The organism is Streptomyces phaeoluteigriseus (assembly GCF_001896135.2).
GTDB classification, from domain to species: Bacteria; Actinomycetota; Actinomycetes; order Streptomycetales; family Streptomycetaceae; genus Streptomyces; species Streptomyces phaeoluteigriseus.
Genome location: NZ_MPOH02000019.1, coordinates 894,268 through 917,520, shown reverse-complemented (window position 1 = coordinate 917,520; position 23,253 = coordinate 894,268). Strand labels below are relative to the sequence as shown.

General features: G+C 71.6%; 23 protein-coding genes, 1 tRNA gene and 3 pseudogenes. 16 read left to right on the top strand and 11 right to left on the bottom strand.

Going from position 1 to position 23,253, the window contains the following annotated elements; translation table 11 throughout:
- Positions 1–27: 27 nt before the first annotated feature.
- Entirely contained in the window at positions 28–1,758 is a 1,731-nt protein-coding gene (locus tag BM536_RS33865) for a serine/threonine-protein kinase (protein WP_094103858.1), read from the top strand.
- A 159-nt stretch (positions 1,759–1,917) separates the two neighbouring features.
- On the opposite strand, the gene BM536_RS33860 is transcribed toward BM536_RS33865, so the two are convergent.
- A complete protein-coding gene (locus tag BM536_RS33860) occupies positions 1,918–2,676 on the bottom strand; it encodes an SLATT domain-containing protein (RefSeq protein ID WP_094103857.1) in 759 nt (252 codons plus the stop codon).
- 364 nt (positions 2,677–3,040) lie between these two features.
- On the opposite strand from BM536_RS33860, the gene BM536_RS33855 reads away from it, so the two are divergent.
- From BM536_RS33855 to BM536_RS33840, 4 genes are all read left to right on the top strand, one after another.
- Positions 3,041–3,388 (top strand): YbaB/EbfC family nucleoid-associated protein, encoded by a 348-nt coding sequence (locus BM536_RS33855; protein ID WP_073495821.1) that lies wholly within the window; start codon positions 3,041–3,043, stop codon positions 3,386–3,388.
- Between the two features lie 165 nt (positions 3,389–3,553).
- Positions 3,554–4,153, top strand: coding sequence for a recombination mediator RecR (recR, locus tag BM536_RS33850; RefSeq protein WP_073495838.1), 600 nt, complete (start codon positions 3,554–3,556; stop codon positions 4,151–4,153).
- Positions 4,146–4,805 (top strand): DUF5063 domain-containing protein, encoded by a 660-nt coding sequence (locus BM536_RS33845; RefSeq protein WP_073495819.1) that lies wholly within the window; start codon positions 4,146–4,148, stop codon positions 4,803–4,805. Before recR ends, BM536_RS33845 begins: the two co-directional genes overlap by 8 nt.
- 344 nt (positions 4,806–5,149) lie before the next feature.
- Positions 5,150–5,647, top strand: a complete 498-nt coding sequence (locus BM536_RS33840; RefSeq protein ID WP_073495817.1) for an SgcJ/EcaC family oxidoreductase — start codon at positions 5,150–5,152, stop codon at positions 5,645–5,647.
- 24 nt (positions 5,648–5,671) lie between these two features.
- On the opposite strand, the gene BM536_RS33835 is transcribed toward BM536_RS33840, so the two are convergent.
- Entirely contained in the window at positions 5,672–7,033 is a 1,362-nt protein-coding gene (locus tag BM536_RS33835; protein WP_073495815.1) for a HAMP domain-containing sensor histidine kinase, read from the bottom strand.
- Between the two features lie 28 nt (positions 7,034–7,061).
- The gene (locus BM536_RS33830) at positions 7,062–7,742 is read right to left on the bottom strand and encodes a response regulator transcription factor (RefSeq protein WP_073495814.1); all 681 of its coding nucleotides are present in this window, start codon (positions 7,740–7,742) and stop codon (positions 7,062–7,064) included.
- A 206-nt stretch (positions 7,743–7,948) separates the two neighbouring features.
- On the opposite strand from BM536_RS33830, the gene BM536_RS33825 reads away from it, so the two are divergent.
- The 5 genes from BM536_RS33825 (at position 7,949) to BM536_RS44485 (ending at position 12,616) form a co-directional block, all read left to right on the top strand.
- The gene (locus tag BM536_RS33825; protein WP_073495812.1) at positions 7,949–9,226 is read left to right on the top strand and encodes an aspartate kinase; all 1,278 of its coding nucleotides are present in this window, start codon (positions 7,949–7,951) and stop codon (positions 9,224–9,226) included.
- Complete coding sequence (locus BM536_RS33820; protein ID WP_073495811.1) at positions 9,223–10,275, top strand: aspartate-semialdehyde dehydrogenase; 1,053 nt, start codon at positions 9,223–9,225, stop codon at positions 10,273–10,275. The genes BM536_RS33825 and BM536_RS33820 overlap by 4 nt, the downstream gene beginning before the upstream one ends.
- A gap of 469 nt (positions 10,276–10,744) precedes the next feature.
- Positions 10,745–11,413, top strand: a complete 669-nt coding sequence (locus BM536_RS33815; protein WP_425444707.1) for a SigE family RNA polymerase sigma factor — start codon at positions 10,745–10,747, stop codon at positions 11,411–11,413.
- 319 nt (positions 11,414–11,732) lie between these two features.
- On the top strand, positions 11,733–12,308 hold the full coding sequence (locus BM536_RS44490) for a hypothetical protein (RefSeq protein ID WP_342748860.1): 576 nt from the start codon (positions 11,733–11,735) through the stop codon (positions 12,306–12,308).
- Complete coding sequence (locus tag BM536_RS44485) at positions 12,305–12,616, top strand: hypothetical protein (RefSeq protein ID WP_342748859.1); 312 nt, start codon at positions 12,305–12,307, stop codon at positions 12,614–12,616. The genes BM536_RS44490 and BM536_RS44485 overlap by 4 nt, the downstream gene beginning before the upstream one ends.
- Here BM536_RS44485 and BM536_RS33805 read toward each other — a convergent pair.
- Complete coding sequence (locus BM536_RS33805) at positions 12,577–13,473, bottom strand: SURF1 family protein (protein ID WP_094103856.1); 897 nt, start codon at positions 13,471–13,473, stop codon at positions 12,577–12,579. The genes BM536_RS44485 and BM536_RS33805 overlap by 40 nt on opposite strands.
- A gap of 135 nt (positions 13,474–13,608) precedes the next feature.
- On the opposite strand from BM536_RS33805, the gene BM536_RS33800 reads away from it, so the two are divergent.
- A complete protein-coding gene (locus BM536_RS33800) occupies positions 13,609–15,441 on the top strand; it encodes a S9 family peptidase (RefSeq protein WP_073495807.1) in 1,833 nt (610 codons plus the stop codon).
- Between the two features lie 306 nt (positions 15,442–15,747).
- Here the strand turns inward: BM536_RS33800 and BM536_RS43430 are convergent.
- Positions 15,748–15,976 (bottom strand): annotated as a pseudogene (locus BM536_RS43430) (potassium transporter TrkA); the annotation flags it as partial.
- Positions 15,977–16,131: 155 nt separating this feature from the next.
- Between BM536_RS43430 and BM536_RS33790 the strand changes: the two are divergent.
- Both BM536_RS33790 and BM536_RS33785 read left to right on the top strand, forming a co-directional pair.
- Positions 16,132–17,232 carry a permease gene (locus BM536_RS33790; protein WP_073492647.1) on the top strand — a complete coding sequence of 367 codons (1,101 nt, stop codon included), beginning with the start codon at positions 16,132–16,134 and terminating at the stop codon, positions 17,230–17,232.
- Entirely contained in the window at positions 17,229–17,960 is a 732-nt protein-coding gene (locus BM536_RS33785; protein WP_073492649.1) for a TIGR03943 family putative permease subunit, read from the top strand. The genes BM536_RS33790 and BM536_RS33785 overlap by 4 nt, the downstream gene beginning before the upstream one ends.
- An 18-nt stretch (positions 17,961–17,978) precedes the next feature.
- Here BM536_RS33785 and BM536_RS33780 read toward each other — a convergent pair whose 3' ends face one another.
- Together BM536_RS33780 and BM536_RS40945 are read right to left on the bottom strand one after the other, a co-directional pair.
- Positions 17,979–18,269: a zinc-ribbon domain-containing protein gene (locus tag BM536_RS33780; RefSeq protein WP_073492651.1), complete on the bottom strand. Its 291-nt coding sequence runs from the start codon at positions 18,267–18,269 to the stop codon at positions 17,979–17,981.
- Positions 18,270–18,557: 288 nt separating this feature from the next.
- On the bottom strand, positions 18,558–18,848 hold the full coding sequence (locus BM536_RS40945; protein ID WP_158086565.1) for a hypothetical protein: 291 nt from the start codon (positions 18,846–18,848) through the stop codon (positions 18,558–18,560).
- A gap of 360 nt (positions 18,849–19,208) precedes the next feature.
- Here BM536_RS40945 and BM536_RS33775 point away from each other — a divergent pair, with 360 nt between their 5' ends.
- Positions 19,209–19,355: a hypothetical protein gene (locus tag BM536_RS33775; protein ID WP_211362995.1), complete on the top strand. Its 147-nt coding sequence runs from the start codon at positions 19,209–19,211 to the stop codon at positions 19,353–19,355.
- Positions 19,356–19,505: 150 nt separating this feature from the next.
- Here BM536_RS33775 and BM536_RS33770 read toward each other — a convergent pair whose 3' ends face one another.
- Positions 19,506–19,793, bottom strand: coding sequence for a DUF4190 domain-containing protein (locus tag BM536_RS33770; RefSeq protein ID WP_073492655.1), 288 nt, complete (start codon positions 19,791–19,793; stop codon positions 19,506–19,508).
- 98 nt (positions 19,794–19,891) lie between these two features.
- Here BM536_RS33770 and BM536_RS33765 point away from each other — a divergent pair.
- Positions 19,892–20,440, top strand: a pseudogene (locus tag BM536_RS33765) (tyrosine-type recombinase/integrase); the annotation flags it as partial.
- A gap of 83 nt (positions 20,441–20,523) precedes the next feature.
- Here the strand turns inward: BM536_RS33765 and BM536_RS33760 are convergent.
- From BM536_RS33760 to BM536_RS33750, 3 genes and pseudogenes are all read right to left on the bottom strand, one after another.
- Positions 20,524–20,597: transfer RNA gene (locus tag BM536_RS33760), tRNA-Pro, on the bottom strand.
- A 56-nt stretch (positions 20,598–20,653) separates the two neighbouring features.
- The gene (locus BM536_RS33755) at positions 20,654–21,424 is read right to left on the bottom strand and encodes a Pr6Pr family membrane protein (RefSeq protein ID WP_073492657.1); all 771 of its coding nucleotides are present in this window, start codon (positions 21,422–21,424) and stop codon (positions 20,654–20,656) included.
- A 119-nt stretch (positions 21,425–21,543) separates the two neighbouring features.
- Positions 21,544–22,469 (bottom strand): annotated as a pseudogene (locus BM536_RS33750) (metallophosphoesterase).
- Positions 22,470–22,611: 142 nt separating this feature from the next.
- Between BM536_RS33750 and BM536_RS33745 the strand changes: the two are divergent.
- Positions 22,612–23,076 carry a GatB/YqeY domain-containing protein gene (locus BM536_RS33745; protein ID WP_073492660.1) on the top strand — a complete coding sequence of 155 codons (465 nt, stop codon included), beginning with the start codon at positions 22,612–22,614 and terminating at the stop codon, positions 23,074–23,076.
- Positions 23,077–23,253: the final 177 nt, after the last annotated feature.

Here is a 23,253-nt window from a genome sequence, read left to right as displayed (position 1 = left end):
CACGTGTGGGGGAGAGGCGGAGCTGCCATGGAGAAGCTGGGACCGGGGGATCCGCAGCGGATCGGCGGCTACCGGCTGCTCGGGCGGCTGGGCGAGGGCGGAATGGGACAGGTGTTCCTGGCCCGCTCGGACCGCGGACGGACCGTCGCCGTGAAGCTGGTCCGCCCCGAACTGGCCGCGCGCGAGGAGTTCCGGGCCCGGTTCCGCCACGAGGTGCGCAACGCCCAGCGGGTCGGCGGATTCTGGACCGCGCCCGTCCTGGACGCCGACACCGAGGCCGCCGTGCCCTGGGTCGCCACCGGCTATGTCGCCGGGCCCAGCCTCCAGCAGGTGGTGGGCCACGACCACGGCCCGCTGCCCGAACGCTCGGTGCGCATCCTCGCCGCCGGCCTCGCCCACGCCCTCACCAACATCCACGCGGCCGGGATCGTCCACCGCGACCTCAAGCCGTCCAACGTGATGGTCACCATCGAGGGCCCTCGCGTCATCGACTTCGGGGTCGCGCGGGCCCTGGAGACCGTGACGGGCGACGGCGGACTGACCTATCTCGGCGACGGCGGCCTCACCCAGACCGGCGCGGTGATCGGCTCGCCCGGCTTCATGGCCCCCGAGCAGGTGCGCGGCGACCGCATCACGCCGGCCTGCGACATCTTCTGCCTGGGCTCCGTCCTCGCCTACGCCGCCACCGGCGTCCTCCCCTTCGGCTCCGCCGAACAGCAGGGCGCCCACGCGCTGCTGTTCCGCATAGCCGAGGAGGAACCCGACCTCACGCGCGTGCCCGAGGGCCTCGCCGACCTGGTCCGCGCCTGTCTGCGCAAGGACCCGGCGGCCCGCCCGACGCTGGAGTGGATCCTGGAGCGCACCGGCGCCGAGGACACGGTCGCCGACGGACGCTCCCGCGACCCGTGGCTGCCGGGCACCCTCGTCGCCCAGCTCGGCCGGCACGCCGTACGGCTCCTGGAGACGGAGGACCCAGAAGGAGCCGTCCCTGAGGTCGCCCCGCAGCACTCCGGCCCGCCCGACCACGTCCCCACCCTCGCGGCACCCCACCCGGCGTACGGCTACCCCCAGCAGTACCCGGCCGCCCCTCCCCAGCGGCCGACGCCGGTCCCGGCCGCGGCCCCTGTACCCGTCCCGCACAACCCGTACGCGGCCGACGCGATGGCGTACGACCCCTACGACCCCTACGACCCGGAGCCGGCTCCCCGCCGCAGCGGCCGTTCCACGGTGCTGCTGCTAGCGGTCGCCGCGGTGGTCGCGCTGGGCGCGGGCGGCGCGGTGTACGCGTTCATGAACGGCGACGGCAACGTGTCCGGTGCGAACCCGGACCCGACGAGGTCGGCCTCGGCGCCCCCGTCGGAGTCCGGAGGCGAGTCCTCCTCCCCGCCCCCGTCTCCCTCTTCCTCCCCGTCCCCCTCACAGCAGGGCAGCATCCCCGGGGACTACCTGGGCACCTGGACCACCACGATCAACACCGCTGACACCCGCCGCCTGACCCTCACCCAGGGCGAGGTCGGCGACACGGTCCTGCGTCTGGTGGCGGACGGCGAGGCCTACCACTGCGAGTTCGCGGCCACGCTGACGGAGGCGCCGACCCCCGAGGCCCCGCTGACCCTGGGCCCGTCAGAAGTCACCACGGGCGAGCCGCTCTCCTCCTGCTCCCCAGGCGCGGCCACGGAGGTGACCCTCCTCCCGGACGGCCGGCTGCAACGCCTCAACCCGACGACCGGCGAGAAACTGACGTACAGCCGAAGCTGAGACCCGGGGGGCGCCGAGGGCGAACCCGTCAGCGCCGCCCGGCATCCTCCAGCCCGGCCGGAGCCCCTCCGAGGGAGCTTGAGGACGAGGCGTGGAGCGCCGCCGGGGGGCCTGGGGTCCAGCCTCAGGGAAGGTAAGGGCGGCGGGGGTGCCCCCGGCTCACCGAGGCTCGGGCGGACGCTGCCGAGGCATGTTCGGCCGTCCCGCACCCCCCGGCGGCAGAGCGAACCGCCCGGACCCCGCACCCCCGTCCCCCCGCCCGCCACCGCCGGAGGCGGCGACGCCCTGCAACCCCATGGGCGCCGCCCCCGTCCGAAACGCCACCATCCAGTCCACCGTCTCCACCCGCACCAGCTCCGTCACATCCTCCGAGAACCGCCGCAACACCGACAGACACCGCTCAGCCGCCTCACTGGCGGTGCCCTCCGCCGGCCCCAGAACCTCCCGGACGCTCTCCGAGGCCCAGTCGAACTGGAGCACCTGCAACCGCCGCTGCACCGCCTGCGCCGTGGCCACGTCCCTTATCCAACCGGCGGTCACGCCGAAGAACCGGTCGACGGCAAGGCACGCCACCGCCGACAGCAGCGCCAGATACCCCCAGGGCGCGACCCCGCTCACCGCCCCGGTGAGATCGAGCAGTGGCAGGGCCGCCCCGGCCACCGCCCCCGCCGCGGCACCGCCGCGCAGTACCCGTGCCCCCCGCCGCTTCCACACCCGGTCGGCGAGGTACCAGGCGGCTGTCTCCAGCGCCCCCCGTTCGACCCACCGGTACAGCTCGTCGAGCCGCTCGGCGGGCTCGCCCCAGTCCCCGAGCGGGAAGGCCCGCCCGGTCAGATCGCCCGGCCGCAGCCCGGCCGCGCCCTCGCCCCGCCCGTCCTGGGGCGGACCCTCGGGCTGCCTCTCCGGCTGCTGACCCACCCGGCACTCCCTAAGTGATCCCGACCAATACCGACTGTTGCGGACTGATGCCGACTGACGCCGACCGACAACGGCCGATCATCCGGCGTAACACCTGATGCAGGCGATGTACGCCGGTGCATGCCGATACGACAGATGCCCATCCATGCGACCGATGCTGATGCGCCGGACCCTTTCCTACCTCCCAATGGGTGGCGAAGAGGAAGGTTTCGCCACTTTTCCGCCCGGAAGTTGGCCTTGATCAGGTATAGGCCACACCCGAGACTCACTCGAAAGAGTGCTGGGGCGACACCCGCACAGACCACGTAGGCTCGTGCCGAGCGGGAAAAACCCGCACGACCGAGGCCCGGAAGAGGAGCTGATCGTGATTCCCGGTGGTGGCCAGCCCAACATGCAGCAGCTGCTGCAGCAGGCCCAGAAGATGCAGCAGGACCTGGCCCGCGCCCAGGAGGAGCTGGCGAACACGGAGGTCGACGGTCAGGCCGGTGGCGGCCTGGTGCGGGCCACGGTGACGGGCGCCGGCGAGCTGCGTGCCCTGAAGATCGACCCGAAGGCGGTGGACCCCGAGGACACCGAGACCCTTGCCGACCTGGTCGTCGCGGCCGTCCAGGCGGCGAACGAGAACGCGCAGAACCTCCAGCAGCAGAAGCTCGGCCCGCTCGCGCAGGGCCTCGGCGGTGGCGGCAGTGGCATCCCGGGACTGCCCTTCTGACCCGGTTCCGCCACCGTCCCGCCCCCGTTCAGGCCCTGCCCGACACCGTCCGAGCCCGGCCGTCGCGAAGTTCGTCGCCCGCGCGACGCTCACACCGCCTTCCTAGGACGGGTGGCGGCCAACTACCGTACGTACTGCAAGAAACCCAGGAAGGACGGCAGTCCGTTGTACGAAGGCGTGGTCCAGGACCTCATCGACGAACTGGGGCGGCTCCCCGGCGTCGGTCCCAAGAGCGCGCAGCGGATCGCCTTCCACATCCTCCAGGCGGAGCCGACGGACGTGCGGCGTCTCGCGCAGTGCCTGATGGAGGTCAAGGCGAAGGTCCGCTTCTGCGCGACCTGCGGCAATGTGGCGCAGGAGGAGCTGTGCAACATCTGCCGTGATCCGCGCCGCGACCTTTCCGTCATCTGCGTGGTCGAGGAGCCGAAGGACGTGGTCGCCGTCGAGCGCACCCGTGAGTTCCGCGGCAAGTACCACGTGCTGGGCGGGGCGATCAGCCCCATCGAGGGCGTCGGCCCGGACGACCTCCGTGTCCGGGAGCTGCTGGCCCGCCTGGCGGACGGCGTGGTCACCGAGCTGATCCTCGCCACGGACCCGAATCTCGAGGGCGAGGCGACGGCCACGTACCTCGCTCGCATGATCAAGCCCATGGGCCTGAAGGTCACCCGCCTGGCCAGCGGCCTCCCGGTGGGTGGCGACCTGGAATACGCGGACGAGGTCACACTCGGCCGCGCCTTCGAGGGGAGACGACTCCTAGATGTCTGACGCCAAGCTGCACGCGACCGAGCAGAACCCGGACGACTTCGCGGTCCAGATCGCCGACCAGATCGAGAGTTTCCTGGTCGCCGTCTCCGAGGTCGCCAAGGGCGACGAGCCGGACTCCGCCGTCCCCTTCCTCCTGCTGGAGGTCTCCCAGCTGCTGCTGGCCGGTGGCCGCCTCGGCGCGCACGAGGACATCGTCCCCGACGAGCGCTACGAGCCCGACCCCGGTTTCGAGCCGGACGCGGACGAACTGCGCGAGAACCTCGCCCGTCTCCTGGAGCCGGTCGATGTCTACTCCGAGGTCTTCGACCCCTACGAGCCACGCAAGGCACCCGTCCCGGCCCGCATCTCCGACGACCTCGCCGACGTCATCGCCGACCTCCGCCACGGCATGGTCCACTACCGGGCCGGCCGCACCTCGGAGGCGCTGTGGTGGTGGCAGTTCTCCTACTTCTCCAACTGGGGCACCACGGCCTCGGCGACCCTGCGCGCCCTCCACTCGGTCCTGGCGCACGTCCGCCTGAACCAGCCCCTGGAGGAACTGGACGGCCTGGACACCGACCAGGGCGACGGCGACGACACCCTGGAGTTCGAGGCGGGCCGGGTGATGGCCGAGGAGATCGGCGGCCACCTGGGATCGGGCCAGGTCAGGTAGGGCTTCGGCGGCTTTTCCCGGCCGCGGCGGGCCGGCCGGGGCCACCGCGGGGGTGTAACCGCCCACACCCCCGTTCGCCGTTCTCCTCCCGCCCCGTCCTGTGGTTCCTCTTCCTCTTCCTCTTCAACCTCTCCGTCGCCGCCGTGGCCGTCCAATTCGTCGAAGTCGGCGCGAGGCCCTCATCGAGCACGGGCTCGTCGGCAGCGGCTCGTCGAGCGGCCCCTCATCGAGTCGACGAATTGGACGGCCGTTGCACATCCCCTGTACGACGGCTGCACGGGCCCTAACCGGCCGGACGCGAGTCTTGGGTCATCCCAACAGGCCCTTCCCGCACAGGAGTTGCGTTGACTCGCAAGACCCGCATACGCGCCGCCCTCGTCACCGCCACCGCCGTCGTCACCGCCGCCACGGTGACGGTCGGAGTCGGTGCGGCCGGCCCCGAGAGGTCCCCCAAGCCCGCGAAGAAGCAGATCGCGTCCCTCTTCGACACCTGGAACGCCGCGCTGCGGACCGGTGACCCGGACGAGGTGGCCGACCTGTACGCCGAGAACGCGGTCCTGCTGCCCACCGTCTCCAACGAGGTCCGCACCGACCGCGCCGGCATCGTCGACTACTTCGAGCACTTCCTGGCGAACAAGCCGGTCGGCGAGAAGGTCCGGACGATCGTCAACGTCCTCGACGACGACTCCGCGATCGACACCGGTGTCTACGCGTTCACCCTCACCGACCCCGACACCGGCGAGAAGCGCGTCGTCGAGGCCCGCTACACGTACGAGTACGAGAAGCGCGACGGGACCTGGAAGATCGTCAACCACCACTCCTCGGCGATGCCGGAGCAGTGACGGCGCCGGGCGGTCGGCCCGCCTTCAGCCCGTACGCTGCCCCGCCCGCAGGGTGATCCGGACGCACAGGCCGCCGCCCGGCGCGTCGGCCAGGGTCACCGTGCCGCCGTCGTCCGTCAGCAGTTGCCTGACGACGGCGAGGCCGAGGCCGGAGCCGGAGCGCCCGGTCAGGCCCTGGCCGCGCCAGAAGCGGTCGAAGGCGCGGGACTTCTCCGCGTCGGACATGCCAGGACCCTCGTCGAGGACCTCCAGCAGCACCGTGCTGCCGCGGGCCTCGGTCCGGACGGTGATCGTCGCGCCGTCCGGTGACACCTCCAGGGCGTTCGAGAGCACGTTGTCCAGCACCTGGTCGAGATGACCGGTGGTGGCCAGCACGAGCGGCCGGTCGTCGGCACTCCCCCCGAGCGCGATGGTGACTCCGCGCTCGTCGGCGGCCGGCCTCCACACCGACAGGCGCTCGGTGACGATGTCCCGCAGCGGCAACGGCTCCGCGGCCGCCACCTTGGCCTCGGCACGGGCCAGCACCAGCAGCCCGTTGACCAGCCGGCTCATCCGCACCACCTCGGCGGTCGCCTGTTCCACGTCCTCGCGGACGAACTCGTCGTCGACGCCGTCGGCGATGTTGTCCAGCGACAGCCGGAGCGCGGTGAGCGGCGTACGGAGCTGGTGGGAGGCGTCCGCGACGAAGATCCGCTGCGAGGCGACCAGGGTGTCGAGGCGCTCACCGGCCTGGTTGAGGGTGCGGGCCAGTGTCTGTGTCTCCTGGGGGCCGGTGACGGGGGCGCGGGCCGTCAGGTCGCCGTCGCTGAGTCTGCTCGCCATGTCGTTGAGCTGGCGCAGCGGGGCGGTGAGCCGCCGGGCGACCACCGCGCCGATCAGCGCGGCGACCGCGAGGACGGCCACCGCGAGTCCGGCCCGGAAGCCCCAGATCGTCCACAGGCGGTCGGTGAGGTTGTCGGTGGAGTACACGATCCGTACGGCGCCTACGGACCGTCCGCCCTCGTGCGCCGGGACGGTGATGACGAGGTCGCTGCCCCAGATGAAGTCGGAGCCCCAGTCGGTGGTCCGTTCGCCCCGTTCCAGGGCGTCGGTGAGGGCCGCGTCCCGGTGCGGCCGGGGGAGTTGGGTGACGCACCGGGCGGTGGCGGTGACCTGCACATGGTCGTGCGTCTCCGCGGCGTAGGCCCCGGCCATCTCCTCCAGGGCCTGGCAGGACGCGGTGTCGCCGTTGCCCAGCAGCAGCGCCATGGTCGTGGCCTCGCGCCCCACGGACAGCTCCGTGTCGTCGCGCAGCTGGGCGGTGAGCGTGAAGGCCACCGGCACCGTGAACAGGCCGAGGCCGACGGCGACGAGCAGGACGTAGCTGCGGATGAGCTGACGGATCATGACGCGCTGCCGCCGGTGATCGCACGGATCATGACGCGCTGCCGCCGGTGATCTCCAGGCGGAAGCCGACCCCGCGCACCGCCTCCAGGGTGATCACCCCGGTGAACTTGCGCCGCAGCGCCGCCACGTGCACGTCCAGTGTCTTGGTCGGGCCGAACCAGTTCGCGTCCCAGACCGCCTCCATGATCTGCTCGCGCGACATCAGCGCGCCCGGCTCCTCGGTGAGGAAGGCCAGCAGGTCGTACTCCTTCGGCGTGAGCGCGACCTCCTCGCCGTCCAGGTGGACGCGGGCCCCCTTGCGGTCGATCGTCAGGCGGGCGCCGTACCGGTCGGGGCCGGCCGCCCCGGCCGCAAGGGGCCGGGCGCGCCGCATGACGGCCCGTATCCGTGCGATGACCTCGCGCACACCGAACGGCTTGGACACGTAGTCGTCGGCGCCCAGCTCCAGGCCGACCACCCGGTCCGTCTCGTCGCTGCGGGCGCTGATCACGATGATCGGCACGTCGCCGCGCCCGCGCAGGGCCCTGCAGACGTCGAGGCCGTCGGTGTCGGGCAGCCCGAGGTCGAGGAGGACGACGTCGTAGGGGCCGGGGTGGGAGAGGGCGGCGGTGCCGGTGGTGACCCACTCGACCTCGAAGCCGTACCGCTTCAGGCCGCGCCGCAGGGACTCGGCGACCGGCTCGTCGTCTTCCACCAGGAGTACACGCACAGCCGCACGATAGTGCTTGAAACTTAATTCACAGCTTTCACTTCGGCGCCAGTGGGCAGGGTCTGCCCTGGACGACGTGTCCGGACCGCCTCCGGGAGTCTCACCATGCGGCATCCCGGGGGCGGATTTCGGCTGCTCGTTAGACTGAGCCGACCGCAGTACAAGGGCGTATGTGCGGAAAGAGACAAACTGAGCGAGGAGCGCACGTGGGCCTTGTCGTGCAGAAGTACGGAGGCTCCTCCGTAGCCGATGCCGAGGGCATCAAGCGTGTCGCCAAGCGGATCGTGGAAGCCAAGAAGAACGGCCACCAGGTGGTGGCCGTGGTTTCCGCGATGGGCGACACGACGGACGAGCTGATCGATCTCGCCGAGCAGGTATCCCCGATCCCTGCCGGGCGCGAGCTCGACATGCTGCTGACCGCCGGAGAGCGGATCTCCATGGCCCTGCTGGCCATGGCGATCAAGAACCTGGGCCACTCGGCCCAGAGCTTCACCGGCAGCCAGGCAGGTGTCATCACCGACTCGGTCCACAACAAAGCCCGGATCATCGATGTCACGCCGGGCCGGATCCGTGACTCGCTCGACGAGGGCAACATCGCCATCGTCGCCGGGTTCCAGGGCGTCAGCCAGGACACCAAGGACATCACCACGCTGGGGCGCGGTGGCTCCGACACCACCGCCGTGGCTCTCGCGGCCGCTCTCGACGCCGAGGTGTGCGAGATCTACACCGACGTCGACGGCGTCTTCACCGCCGACCCGCGCGTGGTGAAGAAGGCCCGGAAGATCGACTGGATCTCCTTCGAGGACATGCTCGAACTGGCCTCGTCCGGGTCGAAGGTGCTGCTCCACCGCTGTGTGGAGTACGCCCGCCGGTACAACATCCCGATCCACGTCCGTTCGTCCTTCAGCGGACTTCCGGGCACGTGGGTCAGCAGCGAGTCGATCGAGCAAGGGGACAAGCAGGTGGAGCAGGCCATCATCTCCGGTGTCGCGCACGACACCTCCGAGGCCAAGGTCACGGTCGTCGGCGTGCCGGACAAGCCGGGCGAGGCGGCCACGATCTTCCGCACGATCGCCGACGCCCAGATCAACCTCGACATGATCGTGCAGAACGTGTCCGCGGCCTCCACCGGTCTCACGGACATCTCCTTCACGCTGCCGAAGTCCGAGGGCCGCAAGGCGCTCGACGCCCTGGAGAAGAACAAGGCCGGCATCGGCTTCGACTCGCTGCGCTACGACGACCAGATCGGCAAGATCTCCCTCGTCGGCGCCGGCATGAAGACCAACCCGGGCGTCACCGCCGACTTCTTCAAGGCGCTGTCCGACGCGGGCGTCAACATCGAACTGATCTCGACCTCCGAGATCCGCATCTCGGTGGTCACCCGCGCCGACGACGTGCCGGAGGCCGTGCGCGCCGTGCACACCGCCTTCGGGCTCGACTCCGACAGCGACGAGGCCGTCGTCTACGGAGGCACCGGGCGATGACCCGACGACCGACGCTCGCGGTCGTGGGTGCGACCGGAGCGGTCGGCACGGTCATGCTGCAGATCCTGTCCCAGCGCGCCGACGTCTGGGGCGAGATCCGACTGATCGCCTCACCGCGCTCGGCCGGCCGCAAGCTGGCCGTGCGCGGCGAGCAGATCGAGGTGGTGGCACTCACCGAGGAGGCCTTCGACGGCGTCGACGTCGCGATGTTCGACGTGCCGGACGAGGTCGCCGAGCGGTGGGCGCCGGTCGCCGCCGCCCGGGGCGCGGTCGTCGTGGACAACTCCGGCGCCTTCCGGATGGACCCGGACGTGCCCCTCGTCGTCCCCGAGGTCAACGCGCACGCGGTGCGCAACAGGCCGCGCGGGATCGTCTCCAACCCGAACTGCACCACCCTGTCGATGATCGTCGCGCTGGGCGCGCTGCACGCCGAGTTCGGCCTGCGCGAGCTGGTCGTCTCGTCGTACCAGGCGGTCAGCGGGGCGGGCCGGGCCGGAGTGGAGACGCTGCGCCGGCAACTGTCGATGGTCGCCGGTACGGAACTGGGGACCAGCCCCGGTGACGTACGGCGGGCCGTCGGCGACCGGACGGGACCCTTCCCGGAGCCGGTCGCGCTGAACGTCGTGCCGTGGGCCGGCTCGTTGCGCGAGGACGGCTGGTCGTCGGAGGAGATGAAGGTGCGGGACGAGTCCCGCAAGATCCTCGGCCTGCCGAAGCTGCCCGTCGCCGTGACCTGCGTACGCGTACCGGTGATCACCGTGCACTCCCTCACCGTCCACGCCCGTTTCCAGGACGAGGTGACGGTCGACGGCGCCCGCGAGATCCTCGCCACCGCCCCCGGCGTCGTGCTCTTCGACAACCCGGCCGCGGGGGAGTTCCCCACGCCCGCCGACGTCGTGGGTACCGACCCCACCTGGGTCGGCCGGGTGCGCAGGGCCCTCGACGACCCCACGGCGCTCGAACTCTTCGTGTGCGGGGACAACCTGCGCAAGGGAGCCGCGCTGAACACCGCTCAGATCGCCGAACTGCTGGCGGCGGAGTACCGGTGACGACCGCGGCGGGTGCGGCCCTTGGCGGGGCAGGGACCGGTGACCGTAAATTCCCTGGCCAGACGCCACCGCGTTTGTAGGATCTATTGCACAGAGGTGTGAGACGGTCGACGGCCGCAACCACTTGTAGCGGACACTTACAAGGTTCGAAGATTCACCCGAGGATTCCTCCCCGCCCTCCGCAACCACGCGGAGCGCGGGGAGCGTCTTTGCGGTCACCCCTTCGCGGGTGCGCGGTCGGGTGATCACGGCGTACGGGGACGCCGGATCGGGGCGTGGGGACGCCCGTTCAGATGGCATACAGGGGAAGAGCGGGACACATGAGGGCATGGGAGACGCCGTCCGGGCGGCTGCCGGCGGGTGCGAGACAGGCGTCCGGGACACAGGCGCGGGCGGACCTTCCGTCGTCCGGCGCGAAACTCACGGCCGGCACGTACAACCCCGAGGGGGGTGAGCGTGTCCAACAGGCGTGGCAGAGGTACTCGACTTCCCGGCGACCCGCGGCACGGCCCTACGGCCGCCCCGCGGCGCCCTCCGACCCCGCATGCCCGGCGCGCCCGGCGGCATGCCGGTGATCGCGCCCATGCCCGCAGCGCGGCCCGCCCGCGTACCCAGCCAGCGTGACACCGACGAGGTGGCCGCCGCCGGCACCACCGTCGACCACCTGACCGAGACCTACCGGGCCCACTACCGCTCGCTCCTCGGTCTCGCCGCCCTCCTCCTCGACGACACCGCCTCCTGCGAGGACGTCGTCCAGGAGGCCTTCATCCGCGTCCACTCCGCGCGCAAACGCGTCCGCGACCCGGAGAAGACCCTTGCCTACCTCCGCCAGACCGTCGTCAACCTCTCCCGTTCCGCCCTGCGCCGCCGCATCCTCGGCCTGAAGCTGCTCTCCAAGCCGATGCCGGACATGGCCAGCGCGGAGGAGGGCGCCTACGACCTGCTGGAGCGCGACTCCCTCATCCAGGCGATGAAGGGCCTCCAGCGCCGCCAGCGCGAGGTCCTCGTCCTGCGCTACTTCGCCGACATGACCGAGGCCCAGGTCGCGGAGACGCTCGGCGTCTCGATCGGCTCGGTCAAGGCCTACGGTTCGCGCGGCATCGCCGCCCTGCGCGTCGCCATGGGAGCGGCGGCGTGAGCGCGCGAGGCGAGGAACCCGACGGAGGGGACGCACGCGAGCGGCACGAGCCGTACGCGTCGCACGACCCGACGGCGGCGCCGCCGACGCCGCTGCCGCTGCCGTACAAGCAAGAGCCGAAGCAACCACACGCTGGGAACGGAACTGTGAACGACCACCTCGACGACCAGAGCCCCGAAGGGCTCGACTCGGACGAGCTGGCACTGCGCCGGATGCTGCACCAGGCGGTCCAGGAGATGGAGCCGGTCGACGGGGCGCTGGACCACCTCCGGCGGGCCGTCCCCGCCCGCCGGCCCGCAAGCGCCAGGCCGCCGTCGGGATGGCCGCCGCGGCCCTCTTCGTCGGCACCGCCGTCCCCGCCCTGCTGCACGTCTCCAACTCCGGCGGCTCCGACGCCAACCCCTCCATCGCCGGCCAGGCCTCCCAGGCCCAGGGCGGCACCGATGCGGACAAGGGCCCCGACGGCGACTCCTCCGGCGAGGTCGGCGGCCCCGCCGGCACCACCGGCCGCCCGGACGCGAACAGCACCGAGAACGCCGCCGGCCAGAAGGACTCCGGCAGCGCGACCGGCTCCGCCGCCGGCACCGGCCCCGCCACCACCTCCCCGGCCGACGCCCCCGCCTGCACCACGTCCCAGCTCGGCGAGTCCAGCGCCGCCGTCGAGGTCCCCGACTCGGCCGGCATCGTCTACGGCACCTTCCGCGTCGTCAATGTCTCCGACCGCGGCTGCGCCGTCGGCGGGAGCGTGTCCGTGACGCCCAGTCCCCAGGGCGCCGCCGACCCCGCGAAGATCAGCCTCGTCGAGCACACCTCCGGCGACGCGGCGGCGGGCCTGCCCGACCCCTCCCTCTACGTCTCCCAGCTGTCCTCGCCCCGGGCTCGGCCTACGACGTGAAGTTCGCCTGGGTCCCCTCCGAGACCTGCCCCACCACCGGCGGCACCAGCAACGGCGGCGACACCGGCGGCCCCTCCTCCTCCCCGGCCCCCTCCCCGAGCGAGCAGACCGGCACCACGACCGGCACGACCGGCGGAGCCACCGGCACGTCCCCGCAGACGTTCACCGAGGATGGCACGGTCGACGGCAGTGTCCTGGTGACGTACACCGCGGAGGGCGGCTCCCCGACGGCGAGCGCGACGGTGTCGAACGCGTGCGCCGGAACGGTCTACCGGACGGGCGTGCTGGCTTCCACGTCGGTGTCCTGATCGGCCGCGGCCGAGGCAGCGGCCGACCCGGAGGCCGGTGACGCGGAGGCCGGTGACGCGGAGGCCGGTGACGCGGAGGCCGGTGACGCGAGGGCGTCGGGCTCGACGATCCCCAGCTCCGCGTCCCGCGCGAACTCGATCTCGCGGCGCAACAGCCGGAACCACATGAACACCACGAAGCCGGCGAACACGAACCACTCACCGGTGTAGCCGAGGTTCTGGAACGCCTTCAGGTCCAGCCCGGTGCCGCTCGGCGCACTCGCGGGCACCGCCGTCATCCCCGAGTCGGCGGTGTCGAGGGTGACCCAGGCGTCGTACAGGTCGTCGTCGACGAGGTTGACCAGCGAGGCCGTGCTGATCGCGCCGGTCTGGCCGCGGGGCAGGCCGCCCTGCGCGCTCACCCCGTTGTCCCCGGGCGTCTCGGACGCCTGGAGTGCGCCGATGACACCGACCTCGCCGGCCGGCGGGGCCGGGGCCTTGGCGGCATCGGCCGTACCGGGCAGCCAGCCGCGCACCACGGGCAGGGTCTTGCCGCCGTCGGTGCGCAGCAGCGTCAGCACGTAGAAACCCCGCCGACCGTCCAGCTCGCGGTCCGGGACCAGCAACTGCTCGCCGTACCGCCCGCTCGCGGTGACCCGCTTGCCGGACGTGGCCTTGTCCACGGGCAGCATCTCCGCCAGCGGGCGCGGCGCCTCCGTACGGGCCGAGTCGGCCTGCGCCTCGGCGGTGCGCTGGTCGTCCACGCGCGCCTCGAACCGGCTCAGCTGCCAGGACCCCATGTACACACAGAAGGGGATGGCCAGCAGTACGAAGACGTTGATCCCCCACCAGCGGGGCGTCAGCAGAAACCGGTACACGCCGACAACGGTACGGGGCGCAACACGGCGGTGGGCCCCTGGGGGTGGGTGAAGAAGTTCTCCACAGGGCGAGGGTTGTCCACAGGCTGGGGGCCGTGGTGCTCCGATGTCGGCGGAGGCGGGCACTATGGGGCCATGACTGAGAGCAACGGGTCCGCCGCGCCGCAGCGGTACGAGGACATGCCGGACTGGGAGAAGCGTTTCAGGGCACCCCGGGTGTCGCTGCCCGACTGGGCGCAGGACGCTCCGGACCACGCCCTGTTCGTGTCGAACGCGACAGGGACGTACGAGCTGTACGCCTGGGACCGGTCCACCGGCGAACAGCGCCAGGTGACGAACCGGGCCAACGGCACGACGGACGGCGTGCTCTCCCCGGACGGCGCCTGGATCTGGTGGTTCGACGACAAGGACGGCGACGAGTTCGGTGTCTGGCGCCGCCAGCCCTTCACGGGCGGCGAGGACGAACTGGCGACCCCGGGCCTCGACCCCTCCTACCCGGCGGGCCTGGCCCTGGGCAGAGACGGCCGTACGGCCGTGGTGGGCCGCTCGACGGACGAGGACGGTACGACGATCCATGTGGCGCGGTTCGGCGAGGCACCGGTGGAGCTGTACCGCCACCGCGAGTCGGCGGGCGTCGGCGACCTGTCCCACGACGGCACGCTGATCGTGATCGAGCACACCGAGCACGGCGACGCGATGCACTCCGCGCTGCGCGTCCTGCGCCCCGACGGCTCCACGGTGGCCGAGCTGGACGACACCGAGGGCGGCACGCGGGAGCTGGGCCTGGAGGTGCTGGGCTTCGCCCCCGTCGACGGCGACACCCGCCTGCTCATCGGCCACCAGCGCCGGGGCCGCTGGGAGCCGCTGGTCTGGGACGTGGCGACCGGCGAGCAGACCGACCTGGCCCTCGACCTGCCGGGCGACGTGGGCGCGGAGTGGTACCCGGACGGCTCCGGGCTCCTCGTCTCGCACGGCTTCGAGGCCCGCAGCGAACTGTTCCGCTACGACCTGACGAGCCGGGAACTCGTGCGCGTACCGACCCCGCCGGGCACGGTCTCCAGCGCGACGGCCCGCCCCGACGGCAGCGTCGAGTACCTGTGGTCCTCGGCGGCCGAGCCGCCCACCGTCCGCTCGACGACGGGCGAGCCGGTCCTCGACCCGCCCGGCATGAAGTCCCCCGGCTCGGTGCCGGTGGAGGACGTGTGGGTGGAGGGCCCCGGCGGTCGCATCCACGCCCTGGTCCAGAAGCCGGCGGGCGCGACGGGCCCGCTCCCCACCGTGTTCGACATCCACGGCGGCCCCACCTGGCACGACAGCGACTCCTTCGCGGCCGGCCCCGCGGCCTGGGTCGACCACGGCTACGCGGTCGTCCGCGTGAACTACCGCGGCTCCACCGGCTACGGCCGCGCCTGGACGGACGCCCTGAAGCACCGGGTGGGCCTGATCGAGCTGGAGGACATCGCCGCCGTCCGCGAATGGGCGGTCACCTCGGGCCTCGCCGACCCCGACCGCCTGATCCTCACCGGCGGCTCCTGGGGCGGCTACCTCACCCTCCTCGGCCTGGGCACCCAGCCCGAGGCGTGGGCCCTGGGCATCGCGGCGGTCCCGGTCGCCGACTACGTCGCGGCCTACGACGACGAGATGGAAGCCCTGAAGGCCATGGACCGCACCCTCCTGGGCGGCACCCCCGAAGAGGTCCCGGACCGCTTCGAGGCATCCTCCCCTCTCACCTACGTCGACGAGGTGAAGGCCCCCGTCTACATCTCGGCCGGCGTCAACGACCCCCGCTGCCCCATCCGCCAGATCGACAACTACGTGACCCGCCTGCAAGCAAGAGGAGCCCTCCACGAGGTCTACCGTTACGACGCGGGCCACGGCTCCCTGGTAGTGGACGAACGCATCAAACAGGTAGCCCTGGAACTGAACTTCGCAAAGCAACACCTCCCCTCCGACCCGTCGGGCGCTTGAGGACGAGGCGTGTGCGGGGCTGGTTGGGGGGCGCGCGGGCGTAGGTCGCTTGCGGTCGGAGTGCCTTGCCCCTGCCCACCCGGCCCGTCCGGCGGGCGTTTGGGGGCGAGGCCCGTTCAGGGCCGACAAGGGGACGCAGTCCCCGCCGGGATGCGGGGCGGGCCCGCGGGGGTGTTGGACTCGGTCTTGGCACACGGCGGCCCGGGTCCAGGGGCGGAGCCCCTGGCGGGGTCGAAGGGGCGAAGCCCCTGGGGATGGGACGGGTAGGGGCGGCGGGGGCGAGAAGAACTACCCCCCGTCCCCGAACCCGGAGGCCGCCCCCGCCCCGCCCCCGTTCCCGGCGGCAGCCCGATTCGACGGCCGCGCTCACCACCCGGTCGAGCAGCGCGGCGGACACCGCACGGGCCCGCCCCACGACCGGCGGCCGTACCGTCCGTTCGGAGGGCGGTACGACGAGCGTGACCTGTTCCTCGTACACGCCACGCAGCTCCGCGGCCAGCCGGTGCGCGAGCCCGTCGTCGCCGCACACCACCATGTGTGCGCCGGACTCGCCCGGCGCCGGACTCTGATTCGGTAGACCAGCCACGAGGGGAAAGACTGCCTCAGCGGGAGGGGTGGTTCCACGGGATGGTTCCATACGAGACCTGAACGGGCCGAGCCGCAGGCCCGTATGAGCGGGGAGGGAGACCCATGGAACCCGGAGGTGCCCCACCCGTGGCCACAACCGAAAAGGCCCGGAACAGGCCGGACACGCCGACCGGGCCGGGCTCCCCGACCGGGCCGGGCACGCCGACCGGGCCGGGCACGCCGACCGGGGGCGATGGGCCGGCGGCCCCCACCCCCCGCCGTCTGACCTCCCCCCTGGCCCTCACCCTCCTCCTGCTCCTCATGGTGCTGCTGCAGTCACCGTTGCGCCGCGCCCTCGCCGCCCCGGTGATGCAGACGTGGACGACGGTGTTCGTGGCGGTGATGATCCAGGCGCTGCCGTTCCTCGTCCTGGGTGTCCTGCTGTCGGCGGCGATCGCGGTGTACGTCCCCCCGTCCTTCTTCGCCCGCGCCCTGCCCCGCCACCCCGCGCTGGTGGTCCCGGTGGCCGGCCTGGCAGGCGCGGTCCTGCCGGGCTGCGAGTGCGCGTCCGTACCGGTCGCGGGTGCGCTGGTGCGCCGTGGTGTGACTCCCGCGGCGGCGCTCGCGTTCCTTCTCTCGGCCCCGGCGATCAACCCGATCGTGCTGACGGCGACGGCGGTGGCGTTCCCGCGCAACCCGGAGATGGTCCTGGCCCGCTTCGTGGCGAGTCTGCTGGTGGCGTGCGCGATGGGCTGGCTGTGGCACCGCCTGGGGCGCACGGACTGGATGCGTCCACCGGCCCACGGGCGGCACGAGAGCCAGAGCAAGGGCGAGGCGTTCTGGGACTCGACCCGGCATGACGTGATGCACGCGGGCGGGTTCCTGGTGGTGGGCGCGATGGCGGCGGCGACGCTGAAGGCGGTGGCCCCGGAGCACTGGCTGCGAGCGGCGGCCGACAACCCGGTGGTGGCGGTGCTGGCGCTGGCGGTGCTGGCGGTGGTCCTGTCGATCTGTTCGGAGGCGGACGCGTTCGTGGCGGCGTCGCTGACCCAGTTCTCGCTGACGGCCCGGCTGGCGTTCCTGGTGGTCGGTCCGATGATCGACCTGAAACTGTTCGCGATGCAGGCGGGTACGTTCGGCCGTGGCTTCGCCTTCCGCTTCGCGCCCGCCACCTTCGTGCTGGCGATCGGCGGAGCGGTCCTGACCGGGGCGGTGTTCCTGTGAACCGTCAGGCCCAGTCAGCGGTCCTGTTCCTCCTCGGCGCGAGCCTGCTGCACGCGGGCACGACCGACCTCTATCTGCGGTACGTGAAGGCGGGCCTGCAACCCCTGCTCCTGGCGGCGGGCGCGGTCCTCATCGCGACGGCACTGGCGACGGCCTGGTACGAATGGCGCGCGACGAGCCACGGAGAAACCGCTACCACCCCCAGCGCGGCTCCCGCCCACCCCGAACCCCGCGTCTCCTGGCTCCTCGTCCTCCCCCTCCTCGCCCTGATCCTGGTGGCCCCGCCGGCCCTCGGCTCGTACAGCGCCACCCGCACCGGTACGTCGCTCCAGGAGCCCCTGGCGTACCCGGCGCTCCCGGCCGCGGGCGACCTCCGCCTCAGCGTGGTCGACTACGCGGGCCGCGCGGTCTACGACGACGGCCGTACGCTCACCGGCCGCCGCATCCGGCTCACCGGCTTCCTGGCGCTGGACCGCGACGGCACCCCGTACCTGGTCCGCATGGCGCTCAACTGCTGCGCGGCGGACGCCCAGCCGGTCAAGGTGGGCCTGACCGGCCGGATCCCTCCGGTACTCCAGCCGGACACCTGGCTGGAGATCACCGGCACCTACACCCCGCACCGCGTGAAGGACCCCGTCAACGACGGCCCGATCCCGTTCATCGAGGTCACCGGCGCGAGGCCGGTACCGCCCCCGAAGGATCCGTACGACGAGACGTGGAACACCTGAGGCGGCGGAACCGAGCACTCAGGACTGGTACGGCTGCTGCTGCGGCTGCCCGTACGCCTGCCCGGCCTGACCGCCCGCGGCCTGCGCCACCAGGTGGTCGGCCTGCTCCTTCACCAGCTTCTGCTCCGCGCCGCAGAACGTGCACTGGGTGCCGTACTTGGTGGAGATCGGGAACAGCGGCACGAAGAACAGCGTGAACTTCGTGACGCGCTTCCTCAACGTGTGCGCGGACGGATTACCGCAGCTCCCGCACACCAGCGTCAGTATCGCGAGCTGGTACAGATATCCCTTGGTCCCGAAGATGATCATGTCGCCGGTCCTTTCCCGGTTCGGTGCCTCCCTCCCACAGTGCGGGGAAGCAGCGTCTGGCACCACACACCATGCCATCCGCCTACCCCACCGAAGGCAAGTGCCGGACCGATCATCATCCTGCGGCGCGAAGATCGTTGGCTGATCGGCAGTCGCGGCAGCGGCCGGGGTGCTGGGCGCGGAAGGGCCGGTAGCAGCCGTCGCAGTCCTGGAACGGAGGAGGACCGGACGTCCCGCGACGGGCACCGGCGGCCGTGGTGGGGCGGGCAGGGGCGTCTCGCGCAGGCGCTAGGCGAGGATGCTCGCCGGACGGGCGAGGAAACGGTCCGGGAGCCCGGCGGTGAGCAGTTTGGCGATCTGGATCGCGTCGATGCCCGTTCGCGAGCCACTCGGAGATGGCCAGGGCCAGTCGCGCGGCTTCCTGCCCGAAGACGGCAAGCCGGGGGTCGATTCGCCGCAGGGTGGCGAGTACGGCGAGGACCTGCGGGTCGCGTCGGCGAGCGGGGCCGATTTCTCCGCTTCCGCTTCCGCCTCGGCCTGCGCGGGCACCGGAGCGGGCGCGGAGGCTGTGGCGGGCACAGGCACAGGCACAGGCACTGGCACGGGCACTGGCACTGGAATGGCACTGGCACCGTGGCGGGCGCGGGTGCCTGATTGCGGGGCTGGCGAGGCTTCGGCGCCGCAGGCCACCTGTCCGGCTCGGGGTGATCCGGAGGGCCGCCGGGGACGTCGTAGAACTACGTCCGTCCGCGTACAGACCTGGCCGGAGGGCGTCCGCTCGCGGCGGCGGTCCAGGTAGCCGGCGAACTGGAGTTCTGGGGGTACCCACCGAGGTCGGACGCGTCGTGCGCGGTCGCCCTGGTCGTGGGCGAACCGGCGGCGAACGCGGTGCGGTTGGCCGGAGTTCCACTTCTCGGCGAGCCACCTCCTCTGTCCTCCGTGACGCTGCTGAGCGACGGTGCGACGCGCCTCGTCGACCGCTTCGAACTCGGCACGTGGTGGCAGGAGACTTTGGCTCTCATTTCCTCGACCGATGTCGATGAGCTGATCCGTCGGGTGCGTCATGCCGAAGCCGACGACCTCTAAGGCCGTTGCTGGCCACGGGGAAAGGTTCATGACGACGCCACCGTTCTCCATCGGACGCTGACGTAGCGCGCGCTCGTCTGGGTGGACATGCGGGTGGGCACCCGACGCCCGGTCAGGTGCCCACCCGCAAGTTGCGCTTGACTGTGGTTGTCAGCCGCCCACGTACCAGCTGAACCCGCCATTGCTGGCGGCGACGGCCAGGAGCACGAGCCACAGCACCACGTCGACGATGCCGAGGATGATTCCGGCCTTTGCCATGCCGGCCCCGTTCTTGACCGCTGCCTGGCGTCGGGCGACGGCGCCGAAGATGATGGCCAGGGGTCCCAGAACGATGTTCAGGATGAACAGGCCGATGATGCCGCAGGAAAGACTTGCGATCGCCAGACCGTTGGTGCGCGAGCTGGAGGACGCGGCAGAAGAGCTGCCATAACTCGACATTGCACACTCCCTGTGTCGGTGGCACGGACCGAAGGGGCCCCGCACTCGTTGCATTTGGCTTGGTTGTTCGAATGCCCCTCCCTGCCGTTCCCATGTCGACGGGTCGTCAGGTCTTCCTCAAGGGCCGCCCCGAGATGGACCCGCCGCAGCCTCCCCACATCGCCGTCTGGCGCTCGGTCCGGCGGACCGGAGACACCAAGACCCGGAAGTCCCGGCGCACCCTCGCCCTGCCGGCACGCGGCGTCGAAGCCCTCTGGCAGCAGTTCGAAGATCAGGGTTGGGATCGGCTCGCCGCCGACGAGAAGTGGGAGGAACAGGGTCTCGTCTTCTCCTCGGCCGTGGGCAAGCCGCTCGACGCGGCCAACGTCCGCCGCGCCTACCGCCAGGCGCCCAAGGACGTCGACGGGACCAATGCCGACGAGTGGACGCCGCGGGAGCTTCGGCACAGCTTCGTGTCCCTGCTCTCCGACCATGGCATCCCTCTGGAGACGATCGCTCTGCTGGTCGGTCACAGCAGCCAGGCGACGACCGAGGCGGTCTATCGCAAACAGCTCCGGCCCGTGATCATGAAGGGCGCCGAGGCCATGGACGATGATCAGGAAGGAGAGGAGGTGGAGGAGCAGGAAGAGGGAGGCACGGCGGCCTGATCAACTTCGTCTGGCCCTCTGTTTGGCCCCCGAGCATGACAGAGGGCCTGGCGTCACTTGCACACCAGGCCCTCTGACCAGCGTCGGGGTGGCGGGATTTGAACCCACGACCTCTTCGTCCCGAACGAAGCGCGCTACCAAGCTGCGCTACACCCCGATGTCGCTGCTGTACTGCTTGTCGCGGCGACGTCGTTTACTTTAGCCCACCGCTGGCTAGAGACGAAATCCGGTTTTGGTGCGGTGGGGGACGGGGTTCGGGCGGGCGTGGTCGAGGGCGACCAGGAGGACGGCCAGGGCGAAGATGGAGAGGCCGAGGAGGAGCGCGTTGGCCAGGATGTGCTTGTAGCCGTGGGCCGCGGCGTCGAGGAACGGGTAGAAGTAGCGGTCGGGAGCGCCGGTGTTGATCAGTGTGGCGCGGGTGAGGAAGAAGGCCAGGTAGGTCAGGGGATAGACCAGCCAGGTCGCCGCCTGGCGCAGGTGGAGGTGGCCCGGGGCCGTCAGCAGCAGCCAGTCCAGGAGGGCCGCCGCGGGGATCACCGTGTGCAGGAGGTGGTGGGCGACCGCGTGCCAGCCCGTCGGGGCGCTGGTGGCGCCCGTCACCGAGAACGGGGTCGCCGCGTCCGCCAGCAGCAGGTGGTACACCAGCCCGTTGATCACGGCGTAGAGCAGTGCCGCGCCCGTCAGGGCGGAGGGGAGGGGGCGGCGGGCCGTCCAGGCGCGGCGGGCTGACACGAGGGTGACCAGGGCCAGCAGGATCGTGCTCTGCACCGAGAAGTGGCTCAGCACACGAGGTGGGCTGCCGAGCAGCAGCGCGAGTGTCACCGCCCCCGCCGCCGTCCCCGCGATGAGCAGGCGGAGCACACCTGTCAGCGGGCGGCGTACCGGCGTCACCACCGCGGAGGCGGGGACGAAGGAGGGCAGGAGCGCGTGGGTCCGCGGGATCGCCGGCAGGTCCGGGATGTCCCTGGGTATCGGGGCGGTCATGCCCTCACGCTACGGACAGGGGGCAAAAGGGGCGATACGGGTGGTCCATTCGGGGGATGGACCACCGATCATGTACTCATCGGCCCAGCCCAGCGCCCCGCAGGCCCAGCCCTCGCCCCCTACTCCCTCCCCACCAACGTCAACAACGTCACCTCTGGCGGGCACGCGAACCGCACCGGCGTGTAGCGGTTCGTGCCGCACCCCGCCGACACGTGCAGGTACGCCGTGTGATCGTCCGCCGTGTGCGTGGACAGGCCCTTCACCCGGTCCGTGTCCAGGTCGCAGTTGGTGACGAGGGCGCCGTAGAAGGGGATGCACAGCTGGCCGCCGTGGGTGTGGCCGGCCAGGATCAGGGGGTAGCCGTCCGCCGTGTACGAGTCCAGGACGCGGAGGTACGGCGCGTGTACGACGCCCATCGAGAAGTCCGCCGTCTCCGAGGGGCCGCCGGCCACCTGTTCGTACCGGTCCCGTTTGATGTGCGGGTCGTCCAGTCCCGTCAGTTCCACCGACACGCCCTCGACCTTCAGCGTGCCGCGCGTGTTCGTGAGGTTGACCCAGCCCGCGCCGTCGAAACCGTCGCGAAGGTCCTCCCACGGGTTGTGGACGACGCCGACCGCGGGCGCGTTGCCGTTCAGTCCGTGCCGGCCCTGGGCCTTCTCGAACAGGTAGCGGGCGGGGTTGCGCAGCTTGGGGCCGTAGTAGTCGTTGGAGCCGAAGACGTACGCGCCGGGGAACTCCATCAGCGGGCCGAGCGCGTCGAGGACCTCGGGGACGCCCTCCGGGTCGGACAGGTTGTCGCCGGTGTTGATCACGAAGTCGGGACGCAGGCCGCCAGCGAGCGCAGCCAGCGCTGCTTCTTGCGCTGGCCGCTCACCATGTGGATGTCGGAGACCTGCAACACGCGCAGGGGCCGCATCCCGGCGGGGAGGACGGGGACCGTCACCCTTCGGAGGCGGAAGGAGCGGGCTTCGAAACCCGCCGAGTACACCAGACCGGCGGCGCCAGCCGCCGCGATGGACAGAGGTACTCCATATCGCGCGCGCATACGACCATCGTGTCAGACCCCGCCGCCGGCCAGGACCCCCACCGTCCCTGGAACGTCCCTGAAACGCCCCTCAGTTGTCCCTGACGTGCCACCCCTTAAATGAAGGGGCGTCGTTCCGTCCGCACCTGCGACAATCAAACCCATGACCACGCTCAAGTCGAAGCTCAAGGAAGACCTCAACGCTGCGATCAAGGAGCGCGACGAGCTCCGCTCCTCGACGCTCCGGCTGACCCTCACCGCGATCACGAAGGAAGAGGTCGCGGGCAAGACCAAGCGCGAGCTCTCCGACGACGAGGTGCAGAAGGTGATCACCCGCGAGGCGAAGAAGCGCCGCGAGGCCGCGGACGCCTTCGCGCAGGGGGGTCGCGCCGAGTCGGCCGAGCGGGAGAAGGCGGAGGGCGAGATCCTCGCCACCTACCTGCCCAAGCAGCTCGGCGACGACGAGCTGGAGGCCATCGTCGCCCAGGCCGTCGCGGAGGCGAGGGCGGCCGGTGCCGAGGGGCCGCGGGCGATGGGCGCCGTCATGAAGATCGTGAACCCGAAGGTGGCGGGCCTGGCGGAGGGCGGCCGCGTGGCCGCCGTGGTCAAGAAGTCCCTCGCGGGCTGACGGGCCCGAGCGGACCCGGGCTGCCGGGAATGGACCCGGGTTGCCGGGACCGACCGGGCCGACCGGATCCACGCCGACCGGGCCGACCGGACCGGCTGCAAAGCCGAGGCATACGGTCCCTGCGTCCAGCAGCAACGGAAACGGCCCCCGTCCCCCTCGTAAGGGAGACGGGGGCCG

What these genes read in the sequence shown, in the direction of transcription:
- BM536_RS33865 (WP_094103858.1), top strand. Translation starts at nt 28, where the DNA reads ATGGAGAAGCTGGGACCGGGGGATCCGCAGCGGATCGGCGGCTACCGG.
- BM536_RS33845 (WP_073495819.1), top strand. Translation starts at nt 4,146, where the DNA reads ATGTCTGACGCCAAGCTGCACGCGACCGAGCAGAACCCGGACGACTTC.
- BM536_RS33835 (WP_073495815.1), bottom strand. Translation starts at nt 7,033, where the DNA reads ATGATCCGTCAGCTCATCCGCAGCTACGTCCTGCTCGTCGCCGTCGGC.
- BM536_RS33820 (WP_073495811.1), top strand. Translation starts at nt 9,223, where the DNA reads ATGACCCGACGACCGACGCTCGCGGTCGTGGGTGCGACCGGAGCGGTC.
- BM536_RS44490 (WP_342748860.1), top strand. Translation starts at nt 11,733, where the DNA reads ATGGCCGCCGCGGCCCTCTTCGTCGGCACCGCCGTCCCCGCCCTGCTG.
- BM536_RS33800 (WP_073495807.1), top strand. Translation starts at nt 13,609, where the DNA reads ATGACTGAGAGCAACGGGTCCGCCGCGCCGCAGCGGTACGAGGACATG.
- BM536_RS33790 (WP_073492647.1), top strand. Translation starts at nt 16,132, where the DNA reads ATGGAACCCGGAGGTGCCCCACCCGTGGCCACAACCGAAAAGGCCCGG.
- BM536_RS33780 (WP_073492651.1), bottom strand. Translation starts at nt 18,269, where the DNA reads ATGATCATCTTCGGGACCAAGGGATATCTGTACCAGCTCGCGATACTG.
- BM536_RS33770 (WP_073492655.1), bottom strand. Translation starts at nt 19,793, where the DNA reads ATGTCGAGTTATGGCAGCTCTTCTGCCGCGTCCTCCAGCTCGCGCACC.
- BM536_RS33755 (WP_073492657.1), bottom strand. Translation starts at nt 21,424, where the DNA reads ATGACCGCCCCGATACCCAGGGACATCCCGGACCTGCCGGCGATCCCG.
- BM536_RS33745 (WP_073492660.1), top strand. Translation starts at nt 22,612, where the DNA reads ATGACCACGCTCAAGTCGAAGCTCAAGGAAGACCTCAACGCTGCGATC.